Source organism: Bradyrhizobium sp. SZCCT0153, assembly GCF_018129995.1.
In the GTDB taxonomy this organism is placed as follows: domain Bacteria; phylum Pseudomonadota; class Alphaproteobacteria; order Rhizobiales; family Xanthobacteraceae; genus Bradyrhizobium; species Bradyrhizobium japonicum_G.
Genome location: NZ_JAFCKS010000009.1, coordinates 37,641 through 60,410 on the forward strand (window position 1 = coordinate 37,641; position 22,770 = coordinate 60,410).

The following is a 22,770-nucleotide window of genomic DNA, read 5'->3' on the forward strand; positions in this document are numbered from 1 at the left end:
GCCCTTTTGCTTTCAGGCCAGCAAATCGGCATCTTCCGGATGCCTGTCGAGATAGTCGACGACGAAGCCGCAGCCGGGGATCACCTTGTTGCCGTCGCGGCGGATCAAGTCGAGCGCGCCCTTGACGAGCTCGGATGCGATGCCGCGGCCGCGGAGCGCGCGCGGCGTCTCGGTGTGGGTGATGATGACCGCCGATGGCGTCAGCCGGTAATTGGCGAAGGCGATTTCGTTGCCGACATCGAGCTCGAAGCGGCTTCTATCCTTGTTATCGCGTACCGATGCCGCCATGCAAAATCCTTCCGAAGTGCGTATTGCTTGCCGATCTAGGAAGCCCGATCCCGCCCTTGGCAAGCGAGGCCAGAGGGGGCGCACGGGAGATATCTGCAAACGCGCATCCCTGTGGCCGCAGCGCAATAGGTCTTGTCCCGCAAGAGTCTAATAATTCCCGACATCGCTCTTGCAAGTTCCACGGCGACTCCCACGTCTTTTGGAGGACATACGCCCGAATGCGGCCGGCAGGTCGCCAGACATTCGGTATGTCACGATCGCCAGCCGCAGACGTATGCCTCTGTTGTAGGAGGGTACTATGTCGGACTTTGGTTTCTTGAATACTCATCGAACATGGGAAGATTGGTGCGGGATGCTGCTCGGCGCGCTGATTGTCGTTTCGCCGTGGTTCCCTATCCAGGATCGGTCGCCCATCGCCGGACACGAGATGATGATCCTGAACGCGGTCGCAGTCGGCCTGATCGTGTTTGGCATCAGCCAGCTCGAGTATGTCGCGCTGCAACGCTGGCAAGAGGTGACGACGATCCTGGTCGGATTGTGGCTCATCGCCTCGCCCTATGTCCTCGGCTATTCCGGTGAAGGCTTTGTCCGCATCTACCATACGAGCCTCGGTGCGATGGTGGTGCTGCTCGGCGTGCTCCAGCTCTGGCAGGACTGGGATTTGAATGACCAGGACATGCTCAGGCATGGGCATTAGGCCGTAGGCGAGGCCCGTCAGCAGCGGGCCTGCGCGCTCATCGCTCCATCAGGTCCTGATAGTCGGGGTGCTTCTCGATCCACGCCTTCACGAACGGGCATTGCGGGATCAGCTTCAATCCGGCGGCGCGGACCTGGTCGAGCGCGCCTTGCACCAGCTTTGAGCCGACACCCTTGCCGCCGAGCTCCTTCGGCACCTCCGTGTGCTCGAACGTGATGAATTTGCCGTCGAGCTTGTAGTGTTCGGTGGCAAGATAGCCCTCCACCTCCAGCTCGAAGCGGTGATGGTCCCTGTTGTCGATGACGTCGCTCATGGCGTCTCCGGTCAGCTCTTCAGCGAGTCCGTCAGCATCTTGCGGATCGACCAGGCTTCGCCTTCGGACGAGCCCTTGATGTCGTCGATCTTCCAAGTGCTGGCCTCGCGCACGAAGTCGTAACGCACGATCAGGTCGGCCGGTTTCCGGTCGTTGCGGTGGCCGGTGATGGTCACCGCGAACGTCGCCTTGTCGGCCCCCATCTTCTCCGCGTCAACCTTGAATGACTTCACGTCGGGTTCCTGCGAGTTGGTGACGGGATCGAAATCGACCGGTCCGACGTCGCCCTTGGGCGTGTGCGCATCCGCCTTGGCCCACAGCGCGATCAGCGCCTTGGAGAGATATTGGCTCTTGGCCGCCTTGTCCTCGATGATGAAGGCACCGCCGCCATCGCCCTTGCCATTGGCCGCGCGGGTGTAGATCGCGGTCACGATGGCGACGGGATCGCCGGGGGCGGGCATCACGGCGAATGCCGGGGAGGTACTGGCAAGCAGAGAGGCGACGACGAAGGTCCGGCGGGTGAGCATGAAATGTCCCTGGGGTGATGGCGCGCGACGACAGGCCGGCGGCCGGAGTCAGCGCGCATCTGTGTAGACCAATGGAGCGGCCGTTCGGTTCAATCGGTCGCTTTGGCCAGCCGCGCATCCTCGGGCTGCGGCTGCGGGCGGAGGCAGCCCTGGCAGATGACGAGGGAGCGGTTGACCCTCGCGTCCTGCTCGGCCTCGATGCCGTCCTGGGCCTGCCACCATTCCTTCGAATAGGGTTGAAGCCCGGCTTGCGCCCCGTTGCGCTCGGATCGGGCCGCGGTCCGCGCAGGTGCGGAGGCCGCACGCGGCTGATTGGGATTCTCGCCGGCGCCATCCCAGGCATAGCGCGCCGGCTTGAAGGCGGGATCGGACGCCAGATGGGCTTGCGGGCCCACGGCACATCCGGCGAGCGCCAGCGACAACAGGAGGAAGGCGGGCACTTTGACCATGATGCGGCACTCTGTACGCGGAGACTGATCAAGGGTGCGCCGATCATGTTTAAAATTCCCTGAACGATTGCGGCCTCGGCTGCGACCAACGCGAATGCGATATCTCGTCTTCCTGCTCGCTCTCTTCGCCACCGCTGCGCGTGCCGAGGAGGCAAAACCGTTCAACCCCTCCGATTATCCGCCCGGGGTGCAGAAGGCGCTGCACTATGCCAATGAGGAATGCGAGAGCCAGGGCGGCGGCGCGGTGACCTTTGCGGCGGACACGGTGCGCAAGATCGATCTGACCGGCGACGGCCGCGACGACTACGTCGTCGACTTCCGCGACACCAAATGCGGGGAGCGCGAGACCACCTATTGCGGAACCGGCGGCTGCGTCATGACCATCCTGGTGACGCTGCCGGATGGCGGCGTGCGCCCGGTGTTCGACGGCTATGTGCGCAGCTACAAGATCGTGGCGCCGCCGATCAAGCGCGGCGCCGCGCGCACGATCCGATTCGACCTGCATGGCAGCTTCTGCGGCGGCTTTGGCGCGCAGGCCTGCTGGAAAGAGAAGGCCATTACGGCGACGCCGTTCGCATTCAGGCAGCCGTAAGGCAGGTGTGCGGCCGGTGGTCTTGCAGGGGCGCGTTCGATGGCGATAAATGGGCTGCAATGAGCGGGCGGCTCGCGTGCCGTCCGCCGCCCAAGAGGAAGCCCGATGCAGCCCCTGCGCATGTCCCGCCGCGTCATGAATCTCGCTTACATGCTGACCCAGAATGCGCGGCGGCATGGGGCGCGTCCCGGCTTCGTCTGGGGTGACAAATCCTGGACCTGGCGCGAGATCGATGCGCAGGTCTCGGCGCTCGCCGCCGCACTCGCCGCGCGTGGTATCGCCAAGGGCGACCGCATCCTCGTCCATTCCAAGAACGGCGACGAGATGTTTCTCTCGATGTTCGCGGCGTTCCGGCTTGGCGCCGTCTGGGTGCCCACCAATTTCCGCCTGATGCCGGACGAGGTGACCTATCTCGCTCAGGCCTCCGGTGCGAAGGCGTTTCTGTGCCATGTCGATTTTCCCGAGCACGCCGCGGCCGTGAGCGGTGGCGCGCTGGAATTCACCTGGAGCATCGACGGCGAGGCCGCCTTCGGCGAGCGCTCGGTGGCTGATGCCATCGCTTCGCAGGCCGGCAGTACCGTAGAGAACGTTGCGGTCGAGCACGACGATCCCTGCTGGTTCTTCTTCACCTCCGGCACCACCGGCCGCTCCAAGGCTGCGGTGCTGACTCATGGCCAGATGGGCTTTGTCGTCACCAATCATCTTGCCGATCTGACGCCAGGCGTCACCGAAGACGATGCCTCGCTGGTGGTGGCGCCGCTGTCGCATGGCGCCGGCGTGCATCAGCTGGTGCAGGCCGCGCGCGGTGTGCGGACCGTGCTGCTGCCGACCGAGAAGTTCGACATCGACGAGGCGTTCCGCCTGATCGAGACACATCGGGTCGCCAATCTCTTCACCGTGCCGACGATCCTGAAGATGATGGTCGAGCATCCGGCGGTGGACAAATACGATCATTCTTCGCTGCGCCATGTGATCTATGCGGGCGCGCCGATGTATCGCGAGGACCAGAAGGCCGCGCTGAAGAAGCTCGGCAAGGTCATCGTGCAGTATTTCGGTCTCGGCGAGGTCACCGGCAACATCACCGTGCTGCCGGCGGCGCTGCATGATCCCGAGGATGGTCCGCATGCGAAGATCGGCACCTGCGGCTTCGAGCGCACCGGAATGCAGGTCTCGATCCAGGACGACGAGGGCCGCGAACTCGCGGCCAACCAGAGCGGCGAGATCTGCGTGATCGGCCCCGCCGTGCTCGCCGGCTACTACGACAACCCTGAAGCCAATGCGAAGGCGTTCCGCAATGGCTGGTTCCGCACCGGCGATCTCGGCCACATGGACGAGGAGGGGTTCGTCTACATCACCGGCCGCGCCTCCGACATGTACATCTCCGGCGGCTCCAACATCTATCCGCGCGAGATCGAGGAGAAGATCCTGACGCATCCTGCGGTCGGTGAGGTCGCCGTGCTCGGCGTGCCCGATGCGACCTGGGGCGAGGTCGGCGTCGCCGTCTGCGTTGCGCGTGAGGGCGAGAAGCCGGTGAGTGAAGCGGAGATGGCGGCGTTCCTGTTGCCGAAGGTGCCGCGCTACAAGATGCCGAAGCGCTTCTTCTTCTGGGAGGCGTTGCCGAAATCCGGCTATGGCAAGATTCCAAAACGCATGGTGCGCGACGAGCTCGAGGCACGCGGGCTGCTCGACCTCGACAAGACGAAGACGGGCTGAGCGCAGGTCATGCGGAGCATCAAGCAGCCGGGCGCGCCAGTCGCAGAACGCATCCAATGGGTGGAGGCGAGGGGGCGCGCTTTCTCCTTCGCGCTTCAGGCCGGTGTGCCGCTGCTGGAGGCCGCGCGCCGCGGTTTCGCCGCCGAAGGCTTTGCCGGCGGCGTGCTGAACTTCGGTAGCGGCGCGGTCGGGCCGTTCGCTTACGTCATGCCGGCACTGTCGAAGACCGGCGAGAATGCTGCGTTCTACAGCGATACATATCGCCCCGCGGGCCTGACGCGCGTGAAGTTCGGCAGCATGACGCTCGGTATGCGCGACGGCGCGCCGTTCTTTCATTGCCACGGGCTGTGGACCGAGGCGGACGGCAAGCCAGGCGGCGGCCACATGATGCCGGACGAGACTGTTGTCGCAGAACCGTTCGAGGTCGAGGCCTTCGGTCTCGATGGTGCGATGTTCACCACCGAGCCCGACCCCGAGACCAATTTCAAGCTGTTCGGGCCGGTCGCCTCCGCGAGCACCGGCGCGCGCACGACCAGCCGCGCCTTCGCGCTCCGGCTGCGCCCCAACCAGGATTTTGCCGGCTGCCTCGAAGAGTTCTGCCGCGCGCGCGGCATCGCGCGCGCGAAAATCCACGGCGGCGTCGGCTCGACCGTCGGCGCGCGTTTCATCCATGGCGACGTGACCGAGCCGTTCGCAACGGAGCTTGCGGTGACGGCCGGGACGATCGCGCCGGGCCCTTCGGGTGCGCTCGAAGCCGCACTGGATGCCGCCCTGATCGACTACACCGGCGGCATTGCGGAGGGCCGTCTGATCCGTGGCGACAATCCCGTGCTGATGACCATGGAGCTGGTGCTCGAGGTGTTGGGCTAGGATCGGCGAGCGGTCATCAGGGGTGAGAACGTAGCTTGGCAATGGCCAGGTACGTAGATTGACTTACCCCTGAGTTCGATCCTTGAAAGAGGTCGAGCAATGGAGATTGGCCCTGACCGGTGCTCTGGCTGTTTCTGACGTCATACATCGCGGAGAAACGGTTCAACAGCTTTGCAACTTTCGCGGGATCGGACAGATCCTTGATCTTCAAGAATTTGTCCACGACTTGGCTTGCTGATCGATCGGCATCGCAGCCATCGAGTCAGGCAGATCGAACGTGGTCCTGAACACCTCCGAAAGAACGCGGGTGCGCGCCCCAACGAGGCCATGAACAGGTCTCCCCTCGGCCGCAAAATGAGCTACGATGATCCCAGCGCGCTTCAAGTCGCGCACGATCAACGAGACGCATGGGGAAACGAGATGAGGGTGACGATTGGACGGCGCATGGTCTTGGCCGCGGTGCTGACTGCCGCGAGTGCGGCGGCTTTGGCGGCGGCGTTTGGCCCGGCTTCTACACCGGCCTGGGCGCATGGGCCGACCCGGCAGAAGGTGCGCGAATCCATCGAGATCAACGCAGCCCCGGCCAAAGTGTGGGCCGCAATCGGCAATTTCCAGGACATGAGCTGGCTCCCGCCGGTCACCAAGACCGAGGGCGAGAAGGGCAACGAGATCGGCGCCACGCGGAAGCTGACGCTGACGGGAGGCGCGACCGTCGACGAGGAGCTCTACAAGTTCGACGCCGCCGCGATGACCTATTCCTACCGGATCACCACCGTTGACGTGAAGGTGCTGCCGGTCACCAATTATTCCTCGACGCTGACGGTGACGCCGAGCGCTGACGGCAAGGGCTCGACCCTGGAATGGGCTGGTGCGTTCTACCGCGGCTTTCCCAACAACGACCCGCCGCCGGAGCTGAGCGACGAGGCTGCCAAGACCGCTGTGAGCGGGCTCTACAAGGCCGGCCTCGCGGCGCTGAAGAAGAAGGTCGAGAGCGGAAGCTGACGGTGCGCATCCCAGTCATGGCGGCACTGGCCGCCAGTCTTGCTTGCCTCGGCAGCGCCTTCGCCGAAGAGGCGTTCGTCACCAACCAGCTCAGCGACGATATGATGGTCGTGGACCTCGCCACGGCACGCAGCGTGGCGACCATCCCGATCGGCGGCAAGCCGGCGGGCGTCGCCGTCAGTGCCGACGGCCGATTTGCCTATGTCACGAGCCCGGACGCCAAGGCCGTAACTGTGGTGGACGCAGCAACGCGGCAGGTCGCGGGGCGGATCGAGGTCGGCGGCGGGCCGCTCGGCATTGCGGTCGCGCCCGATGGCAAGACGGTCTATGTCGCCGACTGGTACGCCGCGGCGGTGCGTGTGATCGACGCGGCGACGCGCAGCGTCACGGCCAGCATCGCAGTCGGCGCCTCGCCGTCGGGCCTGGCGGTGACACCTGATGGCAAGCTGCTGCTCTCGGCGGACCGCGACGACGACAGCGTCTCGGTCGTGGATACCGCGACGCGCCAACGCAAGGCGACCATCAAGGTCGGCACGCGTCCGTTCGGTGTCACCATCGACGCCGAGGGCAAGCGCGCCTACACCGCCAATGTCGGCTCTGACGACGTCTCCGTGATCGACATCGCGGCAGGTCAGGCGATCGGTCGCGTGCCGGTCGGGATGCGTCCCTATGCGGTGGCGATGGCGCAGGGCCGCGGCTTCGTGACCGACCAGTATGGCGGCACCGTCAGCGTGTTCGACCTGGCGACGCTGAAGCCGATCAAGCGCATCAATGTCGGCGACTATCCCGAAGGCATCAATGCGACCGCAGACGGCAAGCGCATCATCGTCGCCAATTGGGAGAGCAACACGCTTCATATCATCGATGCAGCCGAGCTGAAGGTCGTCGGCGAGGTCAAGGTGGGCGACGGCCCGCGCGCGTTCGGGGCGTTCTTGCGCAGGACGGAGTAGGGGGCGGAGAGGCGACCTACGTCGTCCCGGCGTAGGCCCTCAATTTCAGGAAGAAGTCCCTCAGGATGGGGTTGCGATCCACATAGGTCACGTAGCGGATCGCATGCCGGCTGCGATCGACGCTCCAGGTCATCTGCTCCGTCAGGACCGGCGCCGGGATGATCACGCTCGGCGCCCACACGGGGTTCAGCAGCCATCCGACCGGCGCCATGTCCCAGATCTCCTTCGCCCAACCCAGATGGTCGGACGAATATTCCTTGAAGCGCATGGCGAGGAACGCGCCGATGCTGCCGTGCGGTTCGACGTAACGCTCGATCTCCGGCACTGTCGAGTGAAGGTGCGAGGTGACGCCCTTGCACGGCACCAGAACCAGCGGCACGCCGCTGTCGAGCAGCACCTGAGCGCCGCCGACGTCCTGCTTGAGGTTGAACTCGATCGTGTGCGGCCATTCCAGCGCATGGCCGCCGAGCCACACGACGACGATGCGTTCGATGATATCGGGGGCTTTGAGAAGCGCAGAGGCGACGTTGCTGATGGCGCCAATGGCGATGACGTAGAGCGGTTGGTCCGGCGAGCCCGCGCGCGCCCGGGCCACGAGGTCGTCGACGGCAGGCGCCTCGCGCGCGGCCTTGCCGGGCCCGACATAGGCGGTGACGCCGCGATGAACCAGGCCCTCGGCTGCGATGTTCAGACGCTCCAGCAAGCGCAGGATTTCCTGATAGCTCAGCTCCATGCCGTGGCCGGGGCTGTCCGCGCGCGCGTTCAAGAACGGCGCGGCATAGATCGCCTCGACGTCGAAGCGATCCTTCGACAGCAGCATTTGAACCAGCGCAAACTGATCGTCGATCTCGTTGTAGGTGTCGGTGTCGAGCACGACGCGGATCCGGCCGACCGGCGGCTCCAGCAGCTTGAGGCGGGCTGCATCCGTGAGTGTCATCGGCGTCTCCCTGGATGGGCGGATGCCGGGCTCAGGCCTTCAACGGCATCCGGCAGACCGCGTCCGCGATCTCATCCATCTGCGCGAAGATGCGATCGGGCGCAAGCGCCCGCAGCGCGGCCGGTGCCGCATAGCCCCAGCACACCGCGCCACAGGCGATGCCGACGGCCCGCGCCGCCTCAATGTCGCGCGCCTCGTCGCCGATCGAAATCACGTGAGCGGGGTCCACGCCGGCGCGGCGGATGACCCGGCGGAATTTCGTGGGCTTGCCGAAGATCGATGCCGCGCAATCGAAATGCGCGAACAGCGCCGCGGCCTCGCCGAGCTTCTCGCGCGCATTGGCTTCGCTGTCCGATGTCACCAGCGCCAGCTGCACGCCGCGCTCGGCCAGCGTCCGCAGCATCGCCTCGACGCCCGCGAACAGCGAGATCTCCGCAGCCGCCTCCGCCTTCAGCCGCCGCGCATATCGCGCGATCGCCGGCAGCTTCCAGAGCGGCACCTCGAGCCGGCTGAGGATCTCCCGCGTCGAGGCATGCCGCAGCCCCTCGACGTCCTCATCGGCCACACGACGAAAGCCGAAGCGATCGGCGACGTCGTTGATTGTGCGCAGGAACCACGGAAAGCTGTCGGCGAGGGTACCGTCGAGATCGAAGATGGCGAGGGCGTAGGGCATGGGGAAGAAATTACACCGCTAGGATTTCCACACGGTCTCCTCGGTCCATCCGAGCTCGTCGAACTCGGCGGCCCTGAGCGGTGCTTCTCCCTCGGCAAAGAATTCGTCGAGCTGAGGCGGCGGGACACTTGTTGCAGAGAGCATCGCGTGCGCCTGTCCGCGGTGATGAATTTGATGCTGAAACAGATGCATGAGCAGTCGGTCGCGACGTTCGGTCTGGACGCGCGTGTCGCGGTTGATCCGCACAATGCCGTCGAGAAGTTCGGGTGTCAGCGCATCGCAGACGGCGAGCAAACGCTTGTCCATTTCGGCTTGGGCAGGTTTCAGCTCAGAGAGTGAGGGGTACGGAATCTGGTTCTTCCAGGCCGCAGGCCCGAGCCATCCGCCCTCCAGTGCATCGACATAGAAGAGGTCGATGACATGGATGTGGTTCAGTGTGCGTTGCAGGCTCGGAAAGAAGCCGGTCCGCTCGGCTTCGAAGTCGGTCTGAGACAGCGCAGCACAAGCGGTGAGCAGCCGGTGGTTGGCCCAAGCATTATTGTGGGCGAACGCACTGTAGGTTTGCACAAGTCCGGCAGGCAAACTCCGTCTCCCTCAGACAATGTGTCGGCACGCTCCCGGTACGTAACCTATTCGGCCGCCTCGCTCGCCGCGCGCCGCCGCTTCGGCTTCCGCGCCTTCTCCAGCACCGGCGCCAGGAATTTGCCGGTGTAGCTCCGCGGCGCCTTGGCGATGTCTTCCGGCGGGCCCCAGGCGACGATTTCGCCGCCGCCGTCGCCGCCTTCCGGGCCGAGGTCGATGACCCAGTCGGCGGTCTTGATGACTTCGAGATTGTGCTCGATGACGACGACCGTGTTGCCCTGCGCGACCAGCTCGTGCAGCACCTCCAGCAGTTTCTTGACGTCGTGGAAGTGCAGGCCAGTGGTCGGCTCGTCCAGGATGTAGAGCGTGCGGCCGGTGGCGCGCTTGGACAGTTCTTTCGCGAGCTTGACGCGCTGGGCTTCACCGCCCGACAGGGTCGTGGCCTGCTGGCCGACATGGATGTAGTCGAGGCCGACGCGGTGCAGGGTCTGGAAGGTCTCGCGCACGCGCGGCACCGCCTTGAAGAAGTCTGCGGCCTCCTCGACGGTCATGTCGAGCACGTCGGCGATGCTCTTGCCCTTGAACAGGACTTCGAGCGTCTCGCGATTGTAGCGCTTGCCCTTGCAGACGTCGCAGGTGACGTAGACGTCGGGCAGGAAGTGCATCTCGATCTTGATGACGCCATCGCCCTGGCAGGCCTCGCAGCGGCCACCCTTGACGTTGAAGGAGAAGCGGCCGGGCTCGTAGCCGCGCGCCTTGGATTCGGGGAGGCCTGCGAACCATTCGCGGATCGGCGTGAAGGCGCCGGTGTAGGTCGCCGGATTCGAGCGCGGGGTGCGGCCGATCGGCGACTGGTCGATGTCGATGATCTTGTCGATGTGCTCCAGGCCCTCGATGCGGTCGTGCGGAGCTGCGCCTTCGCTGGCGTTGTTCAGCTTGCGGGCGATCGCCTTGTAGAGCGTGTCGATCAGCAGCGTCGACTTGCCGCCGCCGGAGACGCCGGTGACGCAGGTAAACAGGCCGAGCGGGATTTCGGCCGTGACGTTCTTGAGGTTATTGCCGCGCGCGTTGACCACCTTGATGGTGCGGCGATGGTTCGGTGGGCGCCGCTCCGGCACCTCGACCTCGAGCTCGCCGGTGAGGTACTTGCCGGTCAGCGATTTCGGGTTTCGCATGATCTCGGCGGGCGTGCCTTCGGCGACGATGTTGCCGCCATGCATGCCGGCGCCCGGGCCGATGTCGAGCACGTAGTCGGCCAGCAGGATCGCGTCCTCGTCATGCTCGACCACGATCACGGTGTTGCCGAGGTCGCGCAGGCGCTTGAGGGTGTCGAGCAGGCGCGCGTTGTCGCGCTGGTGCAGGCCGATCGAGGGCTCGTCGAGCACGTAGAGCACGCCGGTCAGGCCCGAGCCGATTTGCGAGGCGAGGCGGATGCGCTGGCTCTCGCCGCCGGACAGCGTGCCGGAGGAGCGGGACAGGGTGAGATAGTTGAGGCCGACGTCGAGCAGGAAGGTGAGTCGCTCGCGGATCTCCTTGAGGATGCGGCCGGCGATCTCGTTCTGCTGCGTGTTCAGCGCCTCCGGCACGGTCTCGAACCATGCACCGGCGCCTTTGACGGACAGCTCCGAGATGTCGCCGATATGCTTGCCGCCGATCTTGACGCAGAGCGCCTCGGGCTTGAGCCGGAAACCGTTGCAGCCGCCGCAGGGCACGTCGTGGAAATATTTCGCCAGCTCCTCGCGCGCCCACTCGCTCTCGGTCTCGCGGTAGCGGCGGTTGATGTTGGTGATGACGCCCTCGAACGGCTTCTTGGTGTCGTAGGAGCGGACCCCGTCCTCGTAGGAGAACTTGATCTCGTCCTCGCCGGAGCCATGCAGGATCGCGTTCTGCGTCTTCTTGGGCAGATCCTTCCATTTGGTGGTCAGCGTGAACTTGTAGTGCTTGCCGAGCGCCGTCAGCGTCTGCGTGTAGTAGGGCGACGACGATTTGGCCCAGGGCGCGATCGCGCCCTTGCCGATCGCGAGCTCCTTGTCGGGGATGACGAGGTCTTCGTCGACATGCTGCTCGACGCCGAGGCCGCCGCAGGCAGGACAGGCGCCGTAGGGGTTGTTGAAGGAGAACAGGCGCGGCTCGATCTCGGGGATGGTGAAACCCGAGACCGGGCAGGCGAACTTTTCCGAGAACAGGATGCGCTCTGGCCCGCTCTTGTCGTGAATCTTCGCGGTCTTCTTTTTCTCTTTCTCTTCCGCGGGAGCGGCCGCTGGCGCGTCGGCGAACTCGACGACGGCAAGGCCTTCGGCCAGCTTCAGCGCGGTCTCGAAGCTCTCGGCGAGGCGCTGGCCGATGTCGGCGCGCACCACGATGCGGTCGACGACGACGTCGATGTCGTGCGGGAACTTCTTGTCCAGCGTCGGCGCTTCCGCCAGTTCATGGAAGGTGCCGTCGATCTTGACGCGCTGAAAGCCCTTCTTGAGCCATTCGGCGAGCTCTTTCCTGTACTCGCCCTTGCGGCCGCGCACGACAGGCGCGAGCAGGTAGAGGCGGGTGCCTTCCGGCAGCGCCAGCACGCGGTCGACCATCTGGGAGACGGTCTGGCTTTCGATCGGAAGGCCCGTGGCCGGCGAATAGGGCACGCCGACGCGGGCCCAGAGCAGGCGCATGTAGTCGTAGATCTCGGTGACGGTGCCGACGGTCGAGCGCGGGTTCTTCGACGTCGTCTTCTGCTCGATCGAGATTGCCGGCGACAGGCCATCGATCTGGTCGACATCAGGCTTCTGCATCATTTCCAGGAACTGGCGCGCATAGGCCGACAGCGATTCGACGTAGCGGCGCTGGCCCTCGGCGTAGATGGTGTCGAATGCGAGCGAGGACTTGCCGGAGCCCGAGAGACCGGTGAACACCACGAGCTTGTCGCGGGGAATCTCGACGTCGACGTTCTTGAGGTTGTGCTCGCGCGCGCCACGGATCGTAATTGCGCGCAGGTGTGATCCCGCGTTCTGTTGTTGGCGCTTCGCCTTGATCACTTCATCCATCCTGGTGGTCCTCAAGGAATCCCAAAGGCGCGCGATCGCGCCAACGTTGAAGGCGCGCTTCGCCCGGAACCGGGATCGGCGCCGATGGGTATGTCAGCGAACGTAGGAAGAACGAGCACGGATTTCCAGTGGGACTTGCGAATCGTCAACGGATTGTTGGCGCGCTGGCGGCATCTGGCAGGAGCACGTGCGCGGAACTGCGCGGGGACCGGCCGGTCAAACAAAAAGGCCGGCGCAAGGCCGGCCTTTCGTAACACGATGGCGTTGGAGGCGAAGATCAGTACTTCGCGACCACCGGGCCCCCGAAGTGATAGTTCACGCCGACCTGCACGGTGTGGAAGTTGAGCGTGCCGGTGGGCAGGGCGCCCGAGAAGTAGCTCTCGCCGCCGAGGCTGCGATAGAGGTACTCGCCCTTGACCGACCACTGCGGCGCGAAGAACGCTTCGACGCCCGCACCGACGGTCCAGCCGGAGTGCCACTTGCTGTCCGAAGCGGTCACGCCGAGCGCGGAGAGGGTGATCTTGTTGTCGATCCAGGCGTAACCACCGGTGCCGTAGAACAGGACGTTGTTGACGGCCCAGCCGAGGCGGCCGCGCACGGTGCCCATCGCGTCGGTCTTCGAGGTCGCGGTTGCGGTCACGACGCCGAAGCCGGGAACGACGGTGGCGCCGGTCGCGGTAGCGCTGACGTCAGCCCAGGCGCCATCGGCCTCGACGCCGAACACGACGTTGCCGGTCTGCCAGTTGTAGCCGGCGGTGCCGCCGACGAAGCCACCCTTCATCTTCGGGTCGCCGGAAGCGTTTTCCCAGGCGCCGCCGCCGACGATACCGAGGTAGAAGCCGGTCCAGTTGTAGACCGAAGCCATAGCCACCGGGGCCTTGGTGTAGGGGCGAGCCGCCAGATCAGCGGCCGAAGCCGGAGCGGCAAGTGCGAACAAACAGGCCGAAGCCAACAAAACCTTCTTCATTTTCGATCTAATCCCAGTCCCAGTTTCTGTTTGTGCCTTCCACGATCGGGAAGGGGTATCGGACGCTCTCGTCCAACTGATGTCGTGCTTACACCAGCAAAGCCGCAAGTTGTGTGTCCCATCAGCCACAGCAGCCTGAAAATGTAGCAAGTGCTGACCTATTGTTCCTCAAGGGGAACAGAAACGAAAAGGCCGGCGCGAGGCCGGCCTTCAAGTCTTTGAATGATATCAGTAGGTTCAGTACCTCGCGACGATCGGGCCACCCCAGCGATAGTTCAAGCGGATGAGGCCGATATCGACGTCCTGGCTGATGCGATCTGAGCGTGTGGCAGCGCCAAGCGGCGCGAACAGGAAATTGCCGGAGCCGGTGAAGCCGATGGTGCGGTTACCGAGGAAGATGTGGTCGTACTCGAAGCCCACGGTCCAGTTCGGTGCGAAGCCTACCTCGATGCCTGCGCCCACGGTGCCGCCCCAGCGGGTCTCGTCGGCCCGGTCGACCTCGAGGCCGGAGACGACGTCGAAGCTGCGGTAGCGGTCGCCGACGACGGCGCCGCCGCCCTTGACGTAGAGCAGGACGTTGTTCCAGGCATAGCCGACCTGGCCGGTGATCAGGCCGAAGGCGTTGATCTTTGAACGATCGCGCAGGCCGGTGATCGCGCTGATGTTGTCACCCGAGAAGTCGGCCCAGTTGCCCTGGCCCTCGAGGCCGAACACCCAATTGGCCGACTGCCAGCGGTAGCCGACCTGGCCACCGGCAGTGCCGCCGACCGCGTTGTGGCAGCCTTCGCCGACGAAAACGCCACCGCCGACATCGCCGTCCCAGCACTTGTGGCTGGTGCCACCGCCGCCGTTGAAGCCGATGTAGAAGCCGCTCCAGTCGTAGATGGCGGCGACCATCGGCGCCGGAGCCTTGGTGTAGGGACGCGCGGCCATGTCCGCCGCGCTGGCGGGAGCCGACAGGCTCAACGCCACTGCACCGATTGCACCAATCAGGATCTTATTCATTGCAAGTTTCCCCAGGTTCGTCCGCTTCTTGAAATCCCCGAAGCGGTTTGATCAGGCGCGAGGCCCAAATGCATTAATTCCAAGGCAAGCCTAGTCCGAGCGAGGGACAGAGTCCGTCGCCGAAATGCCACAGTCGCAGATCGGCGGAGCCGCGATAACTTGCTGAATGTTAAGTTGTTTTGCTCTTTTCAGGGAACCCGAAAAAGTTCCATGTTTGCGCCTGCCTTCCGCAGGACGCTGGCCGCTCAAGGCCGCCCCTTCGGCTCCGTCATTTGCAAGAACAAATCTGGAACAAACCGGAGGTCGATGCTATATGTGGGGATAACCTGAGGGGTGGCGCGGTGATCGGCGTCCGCAAGCGTCCGGCGAGCGTATAGGGTCGCCTCAACAGGGGCAGCGGAACGCGGGGAGCGGGCCGGCCTTTTTAAATTCAGTGGCATTCGGAGTGGAGAGCGGCGATGGCGGGAAGCGTCAACAAGGTCATTCTGGTTGGAAATCTCGGCAAGGATCCTGAAATCCGCCGCACCCAGGACGGGCGGCCGATCGCGAATTTGAGCATCGCCACCTCGGAGACCTGGCGCGACAAGAACAGCGGCGAGCGCAAGGAAAAGACCGAGTGGCATCGCGTGGTGATCTTCAATGAAGGGCTGTGCAAGGTCGCCGAGCAGTACCTGAAGAAGGGCGCCAAGGTTTACATCGAGGGCGCGCTCCAGACCCGCAAATGGACCGACCAGGCGGGCGTCGAGAAGTACTCCACCGAGGTCGTGCTCCAGGGCTTCAACTCGACCCTGACGATGCTCGATGGCCGCAGTGGCGGCGCGGGAGGCGGCAGCTTCGGCGATGAGCCGGCCGGCGATTTCGGCTCCTCCGGTCCAGTCAGCAGCGCACCGCGCCGTCCCGTTGCCGCTGGCGGCGGTGGCCGCAACAGCGACATGGACGACGATATCCCGTTCTGAGCGGCGGGGCGCTTCGTCCTTAACGTCGCCTTGCTCGCGTGATGCGGCAGGATTTCTTACCAATTTGCGGGTAAGGCTCGGGTTTCCCGGGCTTGCCTCATGTGCTGCTTCAAGCTTTTTACGGGCAGTCATGTGAATGGTATTAACTTGATGTTAATCCTGTTTACATGGCTCGCGCCTCTAACGGGGGAAGCCTCGCAATGAGCCTTGCGCCGCTGCTTGAGGCTGCTCCGGCCATTCCGCTGCACGCATTTGCCGCGATGGCGGCCTTTCTGCTGGGCCTGGTCCAGTTCGCGGCTCCCAAGGGCACGTTGCCGCACCGGACGATCGGGTGGATCTGGGTCGCGCTGATGGCGGTGGTGGCTGCATCGTCGTTCTGGATCCACCAGATCCGCCTGGTCGGGCCGTTCAGTCCGATCCACCTGTTGTCGATCTTCACGTTGGTGATGCTTCCGCTGGCGGTGTGGCGGGCGCGCACCCATCGCGTTGCCGATCACCGGCGCATCATGATCCTCGTCTTCGCGGGCGCGCTGGTTGTGGCGGGCCTGTTCACGCTGGTGCCCGGACGCATCATGCATCGGGTGATTTTCGGCGCGTAAGAGGGCGGCTCCCGGCGGCGCATCCGGCCCCGTTCAAGGTGGTGGCGCGGAGCACGTAAGTCTCTGGAAAAACAGTCGGAAAAAGCGCTTCCCTTGACCCCCGCGAGGGTGGTTATCAGGGGCCTGATGCGCTATATGATTCCCAGATAAACCTCATCGGATTCCCCCTTGGCTGACGACGACGACAACAAGCCCGGCGACCAGCCGGCGCAACCCTCGGACATTCGCCCCGTCTCCATCTTCGAGGAGATGAAGAAGTCCTATCTCGACTACGCCATGAGCGTGATCGTGGCACGCGCGCTGCCTGACGCCCGCGACGGCTTGAAGCCTGTGCACCGCCGCATCCTGTACTCGATGCACGAGCAGGGGCACACGCCGGACAAGAAGTACGTCAAGTCGGCGCGTGTGGTCGGCGACGTCATCGGTAAGTATCACCCGCACGGCGACCAGTCGATCTACGACGCCATGGTCCGGATGGCGCAGGACTTCTCGATGCGCGTGCCGCTGATCGACGGCCAGGGCAATTTCGGTTCGGTCGACGGCGATCCCCCGGCCGCCTATCGTTACACCGAAGCGCGGCTGACCAAGTCGGCGCTGGCCCTGCTGGCCGATATCGACAAGGACACCGTCGACTTCCAGCCGAACTACGACAACAACGAGACCGAACCGTCGGTTCTTCCGGCCAAGTTCCCGAACCTTCTCGTCAACGGCGCGGGCGGCATCGCCGTCGGCATGGCGACCAACATCCCGCCGCACAATCTCGGCGAGGTCATCGATGCCTGCGTGGCGCTGATCGACAATCCCGCGCTCACCATCGACGAGCTGATCAACATCGTTCCCGGCCCGGATTTTCCAACCGGCGGCATCATTCTCGGACGGGCGGGTATCCGCGCCGGCTACCATCTGGGCCGCGGCTCGGTGGTGATGCGCGGCAAGGTCACGATCGACACCATCCGCAAGGAGCGCGAGGCGCTCATCGTCACCGAGATTCCTTACCAGGTGAACAAGGCGACGATGGTCGAGCGCATCGCCGAACTGGTCAAGGAGAAGAAGATCGAGGGCATCGCCGACCTGCGCGATGAATCCGACCGCGACGGCTTCCGCGTCGTCATCGAGCTGAAACGCGACGCCGTGCCCGACGTGGTGCTGAACCAGCTCTACAGATTTACGCCGCTGCAGACGAGCTTCGGCGTCAACATGGTTGCGCTCGACAGCGGCCGTCCGCGGATCATGCATCTGAAGGACCTGCTCGCCATCTTTGTCGACTTCCGCGAGCGGGTCGTCACGCGTCGCACCAAGTTCCTTCTCGCCAAGGCGCGCGACCGCGCCCATATCCTGGTCGGCCTCGCGATCGCAGTCGCCAATATCGATGAGATGATCCGCGTCATCCGCACCTCGCCCGACCCGACCACCGCGCGCGATACCCTGATGTCGCGCGACTGGCCGGCCCGTGACGTCGAGGACATGCTGACCCTGATCGACGACCCGCGCCATCGCATCAGCGAGGCCGGCACGATCCGGCTCTCGATGGAGCAGGCGAGGGCCATTCTCGATCTGCGTTTGCAGCGCCTCACAGCACTCGGCCGCGACGAGATCCGCGACGAGCTCGACACGCTCGCCGGCGAGATTGCCGATTATCTCGACATCCTGCGCTCACGCGCGCGCGTGCTCGACATCGTCAAGACCGAGCTTGCCGACGTGAAGGCCGAGTTTGCCACCCCGCGCCGCACCGTGATCATCGAGCAGGAAGGCGAGGTCGAGGACGAGGACCTGATCCAGCGCGAGGACATGGTCGTCACCGTGTCACATGCCGGTTACGTCAAGCGCGTGCCGCTGTCGGCCTACCGGGCCCAGCGCCGCGGCGGCAAGGGCCGCGCCGGCATGCAGACCCGCGACGAGGATTTCGTCAGCCGGCTGTTCGTGGCCTCCACGCATACGCCGGTGCTGTTCTTCTCGTCGCGCGGCCAGGTCTACAAGGAGAAGGTCTGGCGCCTGCCGATGGCGGCGCCCAACGCGCGCGGCAAGGCTCTGATCAACATCCTGCCGCTGGAGCAGGGCGAGCGCATCACCACCATCATGCCGCTGCCGGAGGACGAGTCCACCTGGGGCAACCTCGACGTGATGTTCGCGACCACCGGCGGCAATGTCCGCCGCAACAAGCTGTCCGACTTCGTCGACGTCCGCCGCTCCGGCATCATCGCGATGAAGCTCGACGACAATGAAGCCATCGTCGACGTGCAGATCTGCACCGAGCGCGACGACGTGCTGCTGACCGGCGCCGCCGGCCAGTGCATCCGCTTCCCCGTCACCGATGTCCGCGTGTTCACCGGGCGCACCTCGATGGGCGTGCGCGGCATTGCGCTCGGCGAGGGCGACAAGGTGATCTCGCTGGCGATCCTGCGCCATGTCGAGACCTCTTCGGACGAGCGCTCGGCGTACCTGAAGATGCGCCGTGCGGTCGCCGGAGAAGCCGTGGCCGAGGAGCCTGCAGCGGACGCCGAGGCGGAGGAAACTTCGGGCAGCTTCCAGCTCGCCCAGGAACGCTACATCGAGATGTCGGCGCAGGAGCAGGTCGTCCTGACCGTCTCCGTCAACGGCTTCGGCAAGCGGACCTCATCCTACGAATACCGCACCACGGGCCGCGGCGGCAAAGGCATCGTCGCCATGAGCGTCAACAACCGCAACGGCAATTTGGTCGCGTCCTTCCCCGTCGAAGATGCTGATCAAATCATGCTGGTCACCGACAAGGGCCAGCTGATCCGCTGCCCCGTCGAGGGCATCCGCATCGCCGGCCGCTCGACGCAGGGCGTGATCGTGTTCGACACCGCCGAAGACGAGCACGTCGTCTCGGTCGAGCACATCACGGAAGAGGCGGAGAACGGGAACGGGACGAACGGGGAATAGCGAGTGGCGAATAGGGTGTACAACTCCAATCGCTATTCGCCACTCACCCTTTAAATCTCCAGCTCCGTGCCGAACTCCACCACCTGCTTGGTCGGCACGCCGAAGAACGCGGCCGAGCGCTCGGCGTTGCGTTGCAGGAAGGCGAACACGGTTTCGCGCCAGACCCACATGCCCGGCACGTCCTCGCGCGGGATGATGGTCTCGCGGCCGACGTAATAGGTGATCTCGGAGAGGTCGATGCCGGGCAGCTTGCCCTGCCGGCAGGTCAGCGTCAGCCCCTCATAGATCGTCGGGTTCTGCATGAAGCCGTAATGCAGGATGATGCGGGTGATGCCGGGGATGATCTCGATCACCTCCGCGCGCTCCTCGTCCGTGATGTGCGGGGATTCCTCGATCAGCACGGTGGCGAGGAGCACGCGCTCGTGCAGCACGTGGTTGTGCTTGACGAACTGGGTCAGCGCGAGCGGCACGCCGCGCGGCGCGGAGGCCAGGAACACCGCCGTTCCCGGCAACCGGGTGTGGCACTTGTTGACCGCGGTCTCGATCAGATCCTCCTCGGGCTGGCGCAGCTTCGCGCGCGCGGCCTCGACCAGCTTCACGCCGGCGCGCCAGGTCAGCATCAGGAAGGCGACGAAGGCCGCGAGCAGCAGCGGAAACCAGCCGCCCTCGAACAGCTTGATCGAATTGGCCGAGAAGAAGATCACGTCGATCACGAAGAAGAATCCGTTCACGGCAACCACGAGCCACGGCGAATAGCCCCACTGGATCGCGACCAGTGCCGCAAGCAGCGTGGTGATCGCCATCAGCAGCGACACCGCGATGCCATAAGCGCCGGCGAGCGCGTCCGACGTGCCGAAGCTGAGGACCGCACCCAACGTCGCGGCGGCGAGCAGCCAGTTCACCAGGGGCACGTAGATCTGGCCGATCGCATCGCTCGTGGTGTGACGGATCTGCATGCGCGGCAGGAAGCCGAGCTGGATCGACTGCTGGGTCAGCGAGAACACGCCGGAGATGATCGCCTGCGAGGCGATCACGGTCGCAACAGCCGAAAACGCGACCAGCGGATAGTGCAGGGCGTCGGGGCAGAGCTGGAAGAACGGATTCTCGATCATCGTGGGGTCGGTGATCAGCAGCGCGGCCTGGCCGAAATAGTTCAGCACCAGCGCGGGCAGGCAGATCGCGAACCAGGCCAGCCGGATCGGCAGGCGACCGAAATGCCCCATGTCGGCATACATGGCCTCACCGCCGGTCACCGCGAGAAAGGCGGCTCCGAGGATTGCAAAGGAGACATGGAAATCCTGGTGGATCAGGAAGTCGAAGGCATAGAGCGGGCTGAGCGCGGCCAGCACCGCCGGCGCCTTGACGATGCCGTGGATGCCGAGCACGGCGAGCACCACGAACCAGGCCAGCATCACCGGTCCGAAGATGCGGCCGATGAATCCGGTGCCCTGCTTCTGCATCATGAACAGGCCGATCAGGATGGCCACCGTGATGGGTACCACCACAGGCGCGAGCGAGGGCGCGTCGACCTTGAGGCCCTCGATGGCGCTGAGCACCGAGATCGCAGGGGTAATGGCGCCGTCGCCATAGAGCAGCGCGGCGCCAACGAGGCCGACTACCAAAAGATGTGCGCGCCATGTCCCCGGCAGGGCATTGCGGGCATGCAGCAGCGCCAGCAGCGCCACGATGCCGCCTTCGCCGCGGTTGTCCGCGCGCAGGATCAGGAGCGCATATTTCAGCGAGATGATCAGCAAGAGTGCCCAGAGGATGAGCGATGCGATCCCCAGCACGGCGTCGGGAGCGAGAGCAGCGCCATGGGCCGCCGCCTTGGCTGCTTCCTTCAGGGCGTAGAGGGGGCTGGTGCCAATATCGCCATAGACCACCCCAAGGGCGCCCATGGTCATCGCAATCGGCAGAGGCGCGGGATGGTGGCCGGAAGCGACTGCGGGCGTACTGGACACGGTCGACCCCCCGATGGGTTCACGCCCGGCGGGCCATTCCGCAGGGCGCGAGCATCACCCAGTCTGCGACGGGACGTCGCAAATATCCATGGGGTTTATCTTGAGGGTAACCGGACGCGAAGCTGACAGACGCGACTACGGGGTGCGGTCGGCGGTCACGAGGCGAGCCTCGCGGATGTTGGTCTTGGTACCGGCCTGACGGAGGCACGATGCCTCGAAGTTCGGCCAGGCCTGCTGCGAGCAGTCCTTGCCGATGGTGCGGATATCGAGCCGGTCGCTCTTGGCGAGCGGCTGCGGCACGCTGGCTTCGACGGTCGGGGCAAAGCCGGGCAGGATGGTGAGGGCGGCAGCAACACATGCAGAGATGGCGATCGCTGAAAGAGCCTTGATCATTGACGGTCCCCTGTGATGTGGCCGCCACGCCCAGTGTGCGGCCCGTCATTCGTTGGCCGGATTAGTAACCATGGCCAGTTTCCGGACGTCTTCGCCGGCACGGGAAATGGTTTCGTTCGCGCGTCCTTTGTTTCGTGGCCGCCCTCAGGACGAAACAATTCGCGGAATCCGACATGGTTTTGCGGAAATAACGCCGGGGAACCTGCCCGGCTTGCCGGGCCGGGCCGGGCGCGGTAGGAGGGAGCTATGCCGCGCATCGCCTTCTATCCCGGTTCCTTCGACCCCATCACCAACGGCCATCTGGACGTGGTCCGGCACAGCGTGTCCCTGTGCGACAGGCTCGTTGTCGCGATCGGGGTCCATCCCGGCAAGAAGCCGCTGTTCTCGACCGAGGAGCGGCTGAAGATGCTCGAGGACGTCTGCGGGCCGGTCGCAGTGCAGGCCGGCTGCGTGCTCGAGACTGTGACGTTCGACGATCTGTCGGTGACGGCCGCGCGCAAGCATGGCGCGACCATCATGATTCGCGGCCTGCGCGACGGTACCGACCTCGACTACGAGATGCAGCTTGCCGGAATGAACGAGGCCATGGCGCCGGAGGTGCACACGGTGTTTCTGCCGGCCTCTCCCATGGTCCGCCCGATCACCGCCACTTTGGTGCGCCAGATCGCGGGCATGGGCGGAGATGTTTCGACCTTCGTGCCGCCGCTCGTAGCAAGTCTGCTCAAGGCCAAATTCGCCGGATAACGGCGCACTTCTTCATCTCACCTGATCCGGAGTTTTCATGATCCGTCGTCTCGCAATTCTTGCCACGATCGTTGCCGCGCTCGTCAGCGCGGTCCCGGCGGTGGCGCAGCAACTACCGGCGAACCTCGACAAGGCCAACGCGCTCGTCATCGACACCACCAAGGGCCGCATCGTCATAAAGCTGAGGACCGACCTGGCGCCGCAGCATGCGGAGCGCCTCAAGCAGCTCGCGCGCGAGGGCTATTACAACAACGTGCCGTTCCACCGCGTCATGGACGGCTTCATGGCGCAGACCGGCGACGGCCAGAACTTCAACGGCACCGGCGGCTCGAAATACCCGAACCTGAAGCAGGAATTCTCCAAGGTGCATTTTGCGCGCGGCATCGTCGGGATGGCGCGGCGCGGCGACAGCGTCGACACCGCCAATTCGCAGTTCTTCATCATGTTCGCCGACGGCGGCAGCCTCGACAACCAGTACACAGTGATCGGCGAGGTCGTGCAGGGCATGGACGTCGTCGACAAGCTGAAGAAGGCGCCGCCCGGATCGAGCAGCGGCACCGTCACCGATCCCGACAAGATGGTGAAGGTGCAGGTCGCCTCCGACATCAAATAGGAG

23 protein-coding genes and 1 pseudogene are annotated in these 22,770 nt (G+C 64.7%); 11 read left to right on the forward strand and 13 right to left on the reverse strand.

Features of this window, described 5'->3' with window-relative positions; translation table 11 throughout:
* Positions 1 to 12: 12 nt before the first annotated feature.
* On the reverse strand, positions 13 to 288 hold the full coding sequence (locus tag JQ572_RS29435) for a GNAT family N-acetyltransferase (RefSeq protein WP_211386334.1): 276 nt from the start codon (positions 286 to 288) through the stop codon (positions 13 to 15).
* Positions 289 to 586: 298 nt separating this feature from the next.
* On the opposite strand from JQ572_RS29435, the gene JQ572_RS29440 reads away from it, so the two are divergent.
* Positions 587 to 985, forward strand: a complete 399-nt coding sequence (locus JQ572_RS29440) for an SPW repeat protein (RefSeq protein WP_211386335.1) — start codon at positions 587 to 589, stop codon at positions 983 to 985.
* A 37-nt stretch (positions 986 to 1,022) separates the two neighbouring features.
* Here JQ572_RS29440 and JQ572_RS29445 read toward each other — a convergent pair whose 3' ends face one another.
* From JQ572_RS29445 to JQ572_RS29455, 3 genes are all read right to left on the reverse strand, one after another.
* The gene (locus JQ572_RS29445; protein WP_211386336.1) at positions 1,023 to 1,298 is read right to left on the reverse strand and encodes a GNAT family N-acetyltransferase; all 276 of its coding nucleotides are present in this window, start codon (positions 1,296 to 1,298) and stop codon (positions 1,023 to 1,025) included.
* An 11-nt stretch (positions 1,299 to 1,309) separates the two neighbouring features.
* Positions 1,310 to 1,825 carry a DUF3828 domain-containing protein gene (locus JQ572_RS29450; RefSeq protein WP_211386337.1) on the reverse strand — a complete coding sequence of 172 codons (516 nt, stop codon included), beginning with the start codon at positions 1,823 to 1,825 and terminating at the stop codon, positions 1,310 to 1,312.
* Between the two features lie 89 nt (positions 1,826 to 1,914).
* On the reverse strand, positions 1,915 to 2,274 hold the full coding sequence (locus JQ572_RS29455; RefSeq protein ID WP_211386338.1) for a hypothetical protein: 360 nt from the start codon (positions 2,272 to 2,274) through the stop codon (positions 1,915 to 1,917).
* A gap of 94 nt (positions 2,275 to 2,368) precedes the next feature.
* On the opposite strand from JQ572_RS29455, the gene JQ572_RS29460 reads away from it, so the two are divergent.
* From JQ572_RS29460 to JQ572_RS29470, 3 genes are all read left to right on the forward strand, one after another.
* A complete protein-coding gene (locus tag JQ572_RS29460) occupies positions 2,369 to 2,866 on the forward strand; it encodes a hypothetical protein (RefSeq protein ID WP_211386339.1) in 498 nt (165 codons plus the stop codon).
* 105 nt (positions 2,867 to 2,971) lie between these two features.
* Positions 2,972 to 4,579 carry an acyl-CoA synthetase gene (locus JQ572_RS29465; RefSeq protein ID WP_211386340.1) on the forward strand — a complete coding sequence of 536 codons (1,608 nt, stop codon included), beginning with the start codon at positions 2,972 to 2,974 and terminating at the stop codon, positions 4,577 to 4,579.
* Positions 4,580 to 4,588: 9 nt separating this feature from the next.
* On the forward strand, positions 4,589 to 5,449 hold the full coding sequence (locus JQ572_RS29470) for a PCC domain-containing protein (protein ID WP_211386341.1): 861 nt from the start codon (positions 4,589 to 4,591) through the stop codon (positions 5,447 to 5,449).
* 16 nt (positions 5,450 to 5,465) lie between these two features.
* On the opposite strand, the pseudogene JQ572_RS29475 reads toward JQ572_RS29470, so the two are convergent.
* Positions 5,466 to 5,755, reverse strand: a pseudogene (locus tag JQ572_RS29475) (DUF1217 domain-containing protein); the annotation flags it as partial.
* 114 nt (positions 5,756 to 5,869) lie between these two features.
* On the opposite strand from JQ572_RS29475, the gene JQ572_RS29480 reads away from it, so the two are divergent.
* On the forward strand, positions 5,870 to 6,451 hold the full coding sequence (locus JQ572_RS29480; RefSeq protein WP_211386342.1) for an SRPBCC family protein: 582 nt from the start codon (positions 5,870 to 5,872) through the stop codon (positions 6,449 to 6,451).
* Between the two features lie 2 nt (positions 6,452 to 6,453).
* The gene (locus tag JQ572_RS29485) at positions 6,454 to 7,401 is read left to right on the forward strand and encodes a YVTN family beta-propeller repeat protein (protein ID WP_211386343.1); all 948 of its coding nucleotides are present in this window, start codon (positions 6,454 to 6,456) and stop codon (positions 7,399 to 7,401) included.
* A 16-nt stretch (positions 7,402 to 7,417) separates the two neighbouring features.
* Here the strand turns inward: JQ572_RS29485 and JQ572_RS29490 are convergent, their stop codons facing one another.
* From JQ572_RS29490 to JQ572_RS29515, 6 genes are all read right to left on the reverse strand, one after another.
* A complete protein-coding gene (locus JQ572_RS29490; protein WP_211386344.1) occupies positions 7,418 to 8,338 on the reverse strand; it encodes a nucleoside hydrolase in 921 nt (306 codons plus the stop codon).
* Positions 8,339 to 8,369: 31 nt separating this feature from the next.
* Positions 8,370 to 9,011, reverse strand: coding sequence for an HAD-IA family hydrolase (locus JQ572_RS29495; protein WP_211386345.1), 642 nt, complete (start codon positions 9,009 to 9,011; stop codon positions 8,370 to 8,372).
* Between the two features lie 18 nt (positions 9,012 to 9,029).
* On the reverse strand, positions 9,030 to 9,593 hold the full coding sequence (locus tag JQ572_RS29500) for a DinB family protein (protein WP_211386346.1): 564 nt from the start codon (positions 9,591 to 9,593) through the stop codon (positions 9,030 to 9,032).
* Between the two features lie 47 nt (positions 9,594 to 9,640).
* A complete protein-coding gene (uvrA, locus tag JQ572_RS29505) occupies positions 9,641 to 12,625 on the reverse strand; it encodes an excinuclease ABC subunit UvrA (protein ID WP_211386347.1) in 2,985 nt (994 codons plus the stop codon).
* A 277-nt stretch (positions 12,626 to 12,902) separates the two neighbouring features.
* Positions 12,903 to 13,592, reverse strand: coding sequence for an outer membrane protein (locus JQ572_RS29510; RefSeq protein WP_211386348.1), 690 nt, complete (start codon positions 13,590 to 13,592; stop codon positions 12,903 to 12,905).
* A 237-nt stretch (positions 13,593 to 13,829) separates the two neighbouring features.
* Positions 13,830 to 14,597: an outer membrane protein gene (locus JQ572_RS29515; protein WP_211386349.1), complete on the reverse strand. Its 768-nt coding sequence runs from the start codon at positions 14,595 to 14,597 to the stop codon at positions 13,830 to 13,832.
* Between the two features lie 458 nt (positions 14,598 to 15,055).
* On the opposite strand from JQ572_RS29515, the gene JQ572_RS29520 reads away from it, so the two are divergent.
* From JQ572_RS29520 to gyrA, 3 genes are all read left to right on the forward strand, one after another.
* Positions 15,056 to 15,553: a single-stranded DNA-binding protein gene (locus tag JQ572_RS29520; protein WP_211386350.1), complete on the forward strand. Its 498-nt coding sequence runs from the start codon at positions 15,056 to 15,058 to the stop codon at positions 15,551 to 15,553.
* 200 nt (positions 15,554 to 15,753) lie between these two features.
* Positions 15,754 to 16,152, forward strand: coding sequence for a DUF2306 domain-containing protein (locus JQ572_RS29525; protein ID WP_211386351.1), 399 nt, complete (start codon positions 15,754 to 15,756; stop codon positions 16,150 to 16,152).
* Between the two features lie 168 nt (positions 16,153 to 16,320).
* Positions 16,321 to 19,056, forward strand: a complete 2,736-nt coding sequence (gene gyrA, locus JQ572_RS29530) for a DNA gyrase subunit A (protein WP_211386352.1) — start codon at positions 16,321 to 16,323, stop codon at positions 19,054 to 19,056.
* Positions 19,057 to 19,106: 50 nt separating this feature from the next.
* Here the strand turns inward: gyrA and JQ572_RS29535 are convergent, their stop codons facing one another.
* Positions 19,107 to 20,960, reverse strand: coding sequence for a potassium transporter Kup (locus JQ572_RS29535; protein ID WP_211386497.1), 1,854 nt, complete (start codon positions 20,958 to 20,960; stop codon positions 19,107 to 19,109).
* A gap of 192 nt (positions 20,961 to 21,152) precedes the next feature.
* Positions 21,153 to 21,410, reverse strand: coding sequence for a hypothetical protein (locus JQ572_RS29540; protein ID WP_211386353.1), 258 nt, complete (start codon positions 21,408 to 21,410; stop codon positions 21,153 to 21,155).
* Positions 21,411 to 21,656: 246 nt separating this feature from the next.
* Here JQ572_RS29540 and coaD point away from each other — a divergent pair, with 246 nt between their 5' ends.
* Together coaD and JQ572_RS29550 are read left to right on the forward strand one after the other, a co-directional pair.
* Complete coding sequence (coaD, locus tag JQ572_RS29545; RefSeq protein ID WP_211386354.1) at positions 21,657 to 22,154, forward strand: pantetheine-phosphate adenylyltransferase; 498 nt, start codon at positions 21,657 to 21,659, stop codon at positions 22,152 to 22,154.
* 37 nt (positions 22,155 to 22,191) lie between these two features.
* Entirely contained in the window at positions 22,192 to 22,767 is a 576-nt protein-coding gene (locus tag JQ572_RS29550; RefSeq protein WP_211386355.1) for a peptidylprolyl isomerase, read from the forward strand.
* Positions 22,768 to 22,770: the final 3 nt, after the last annotated feature.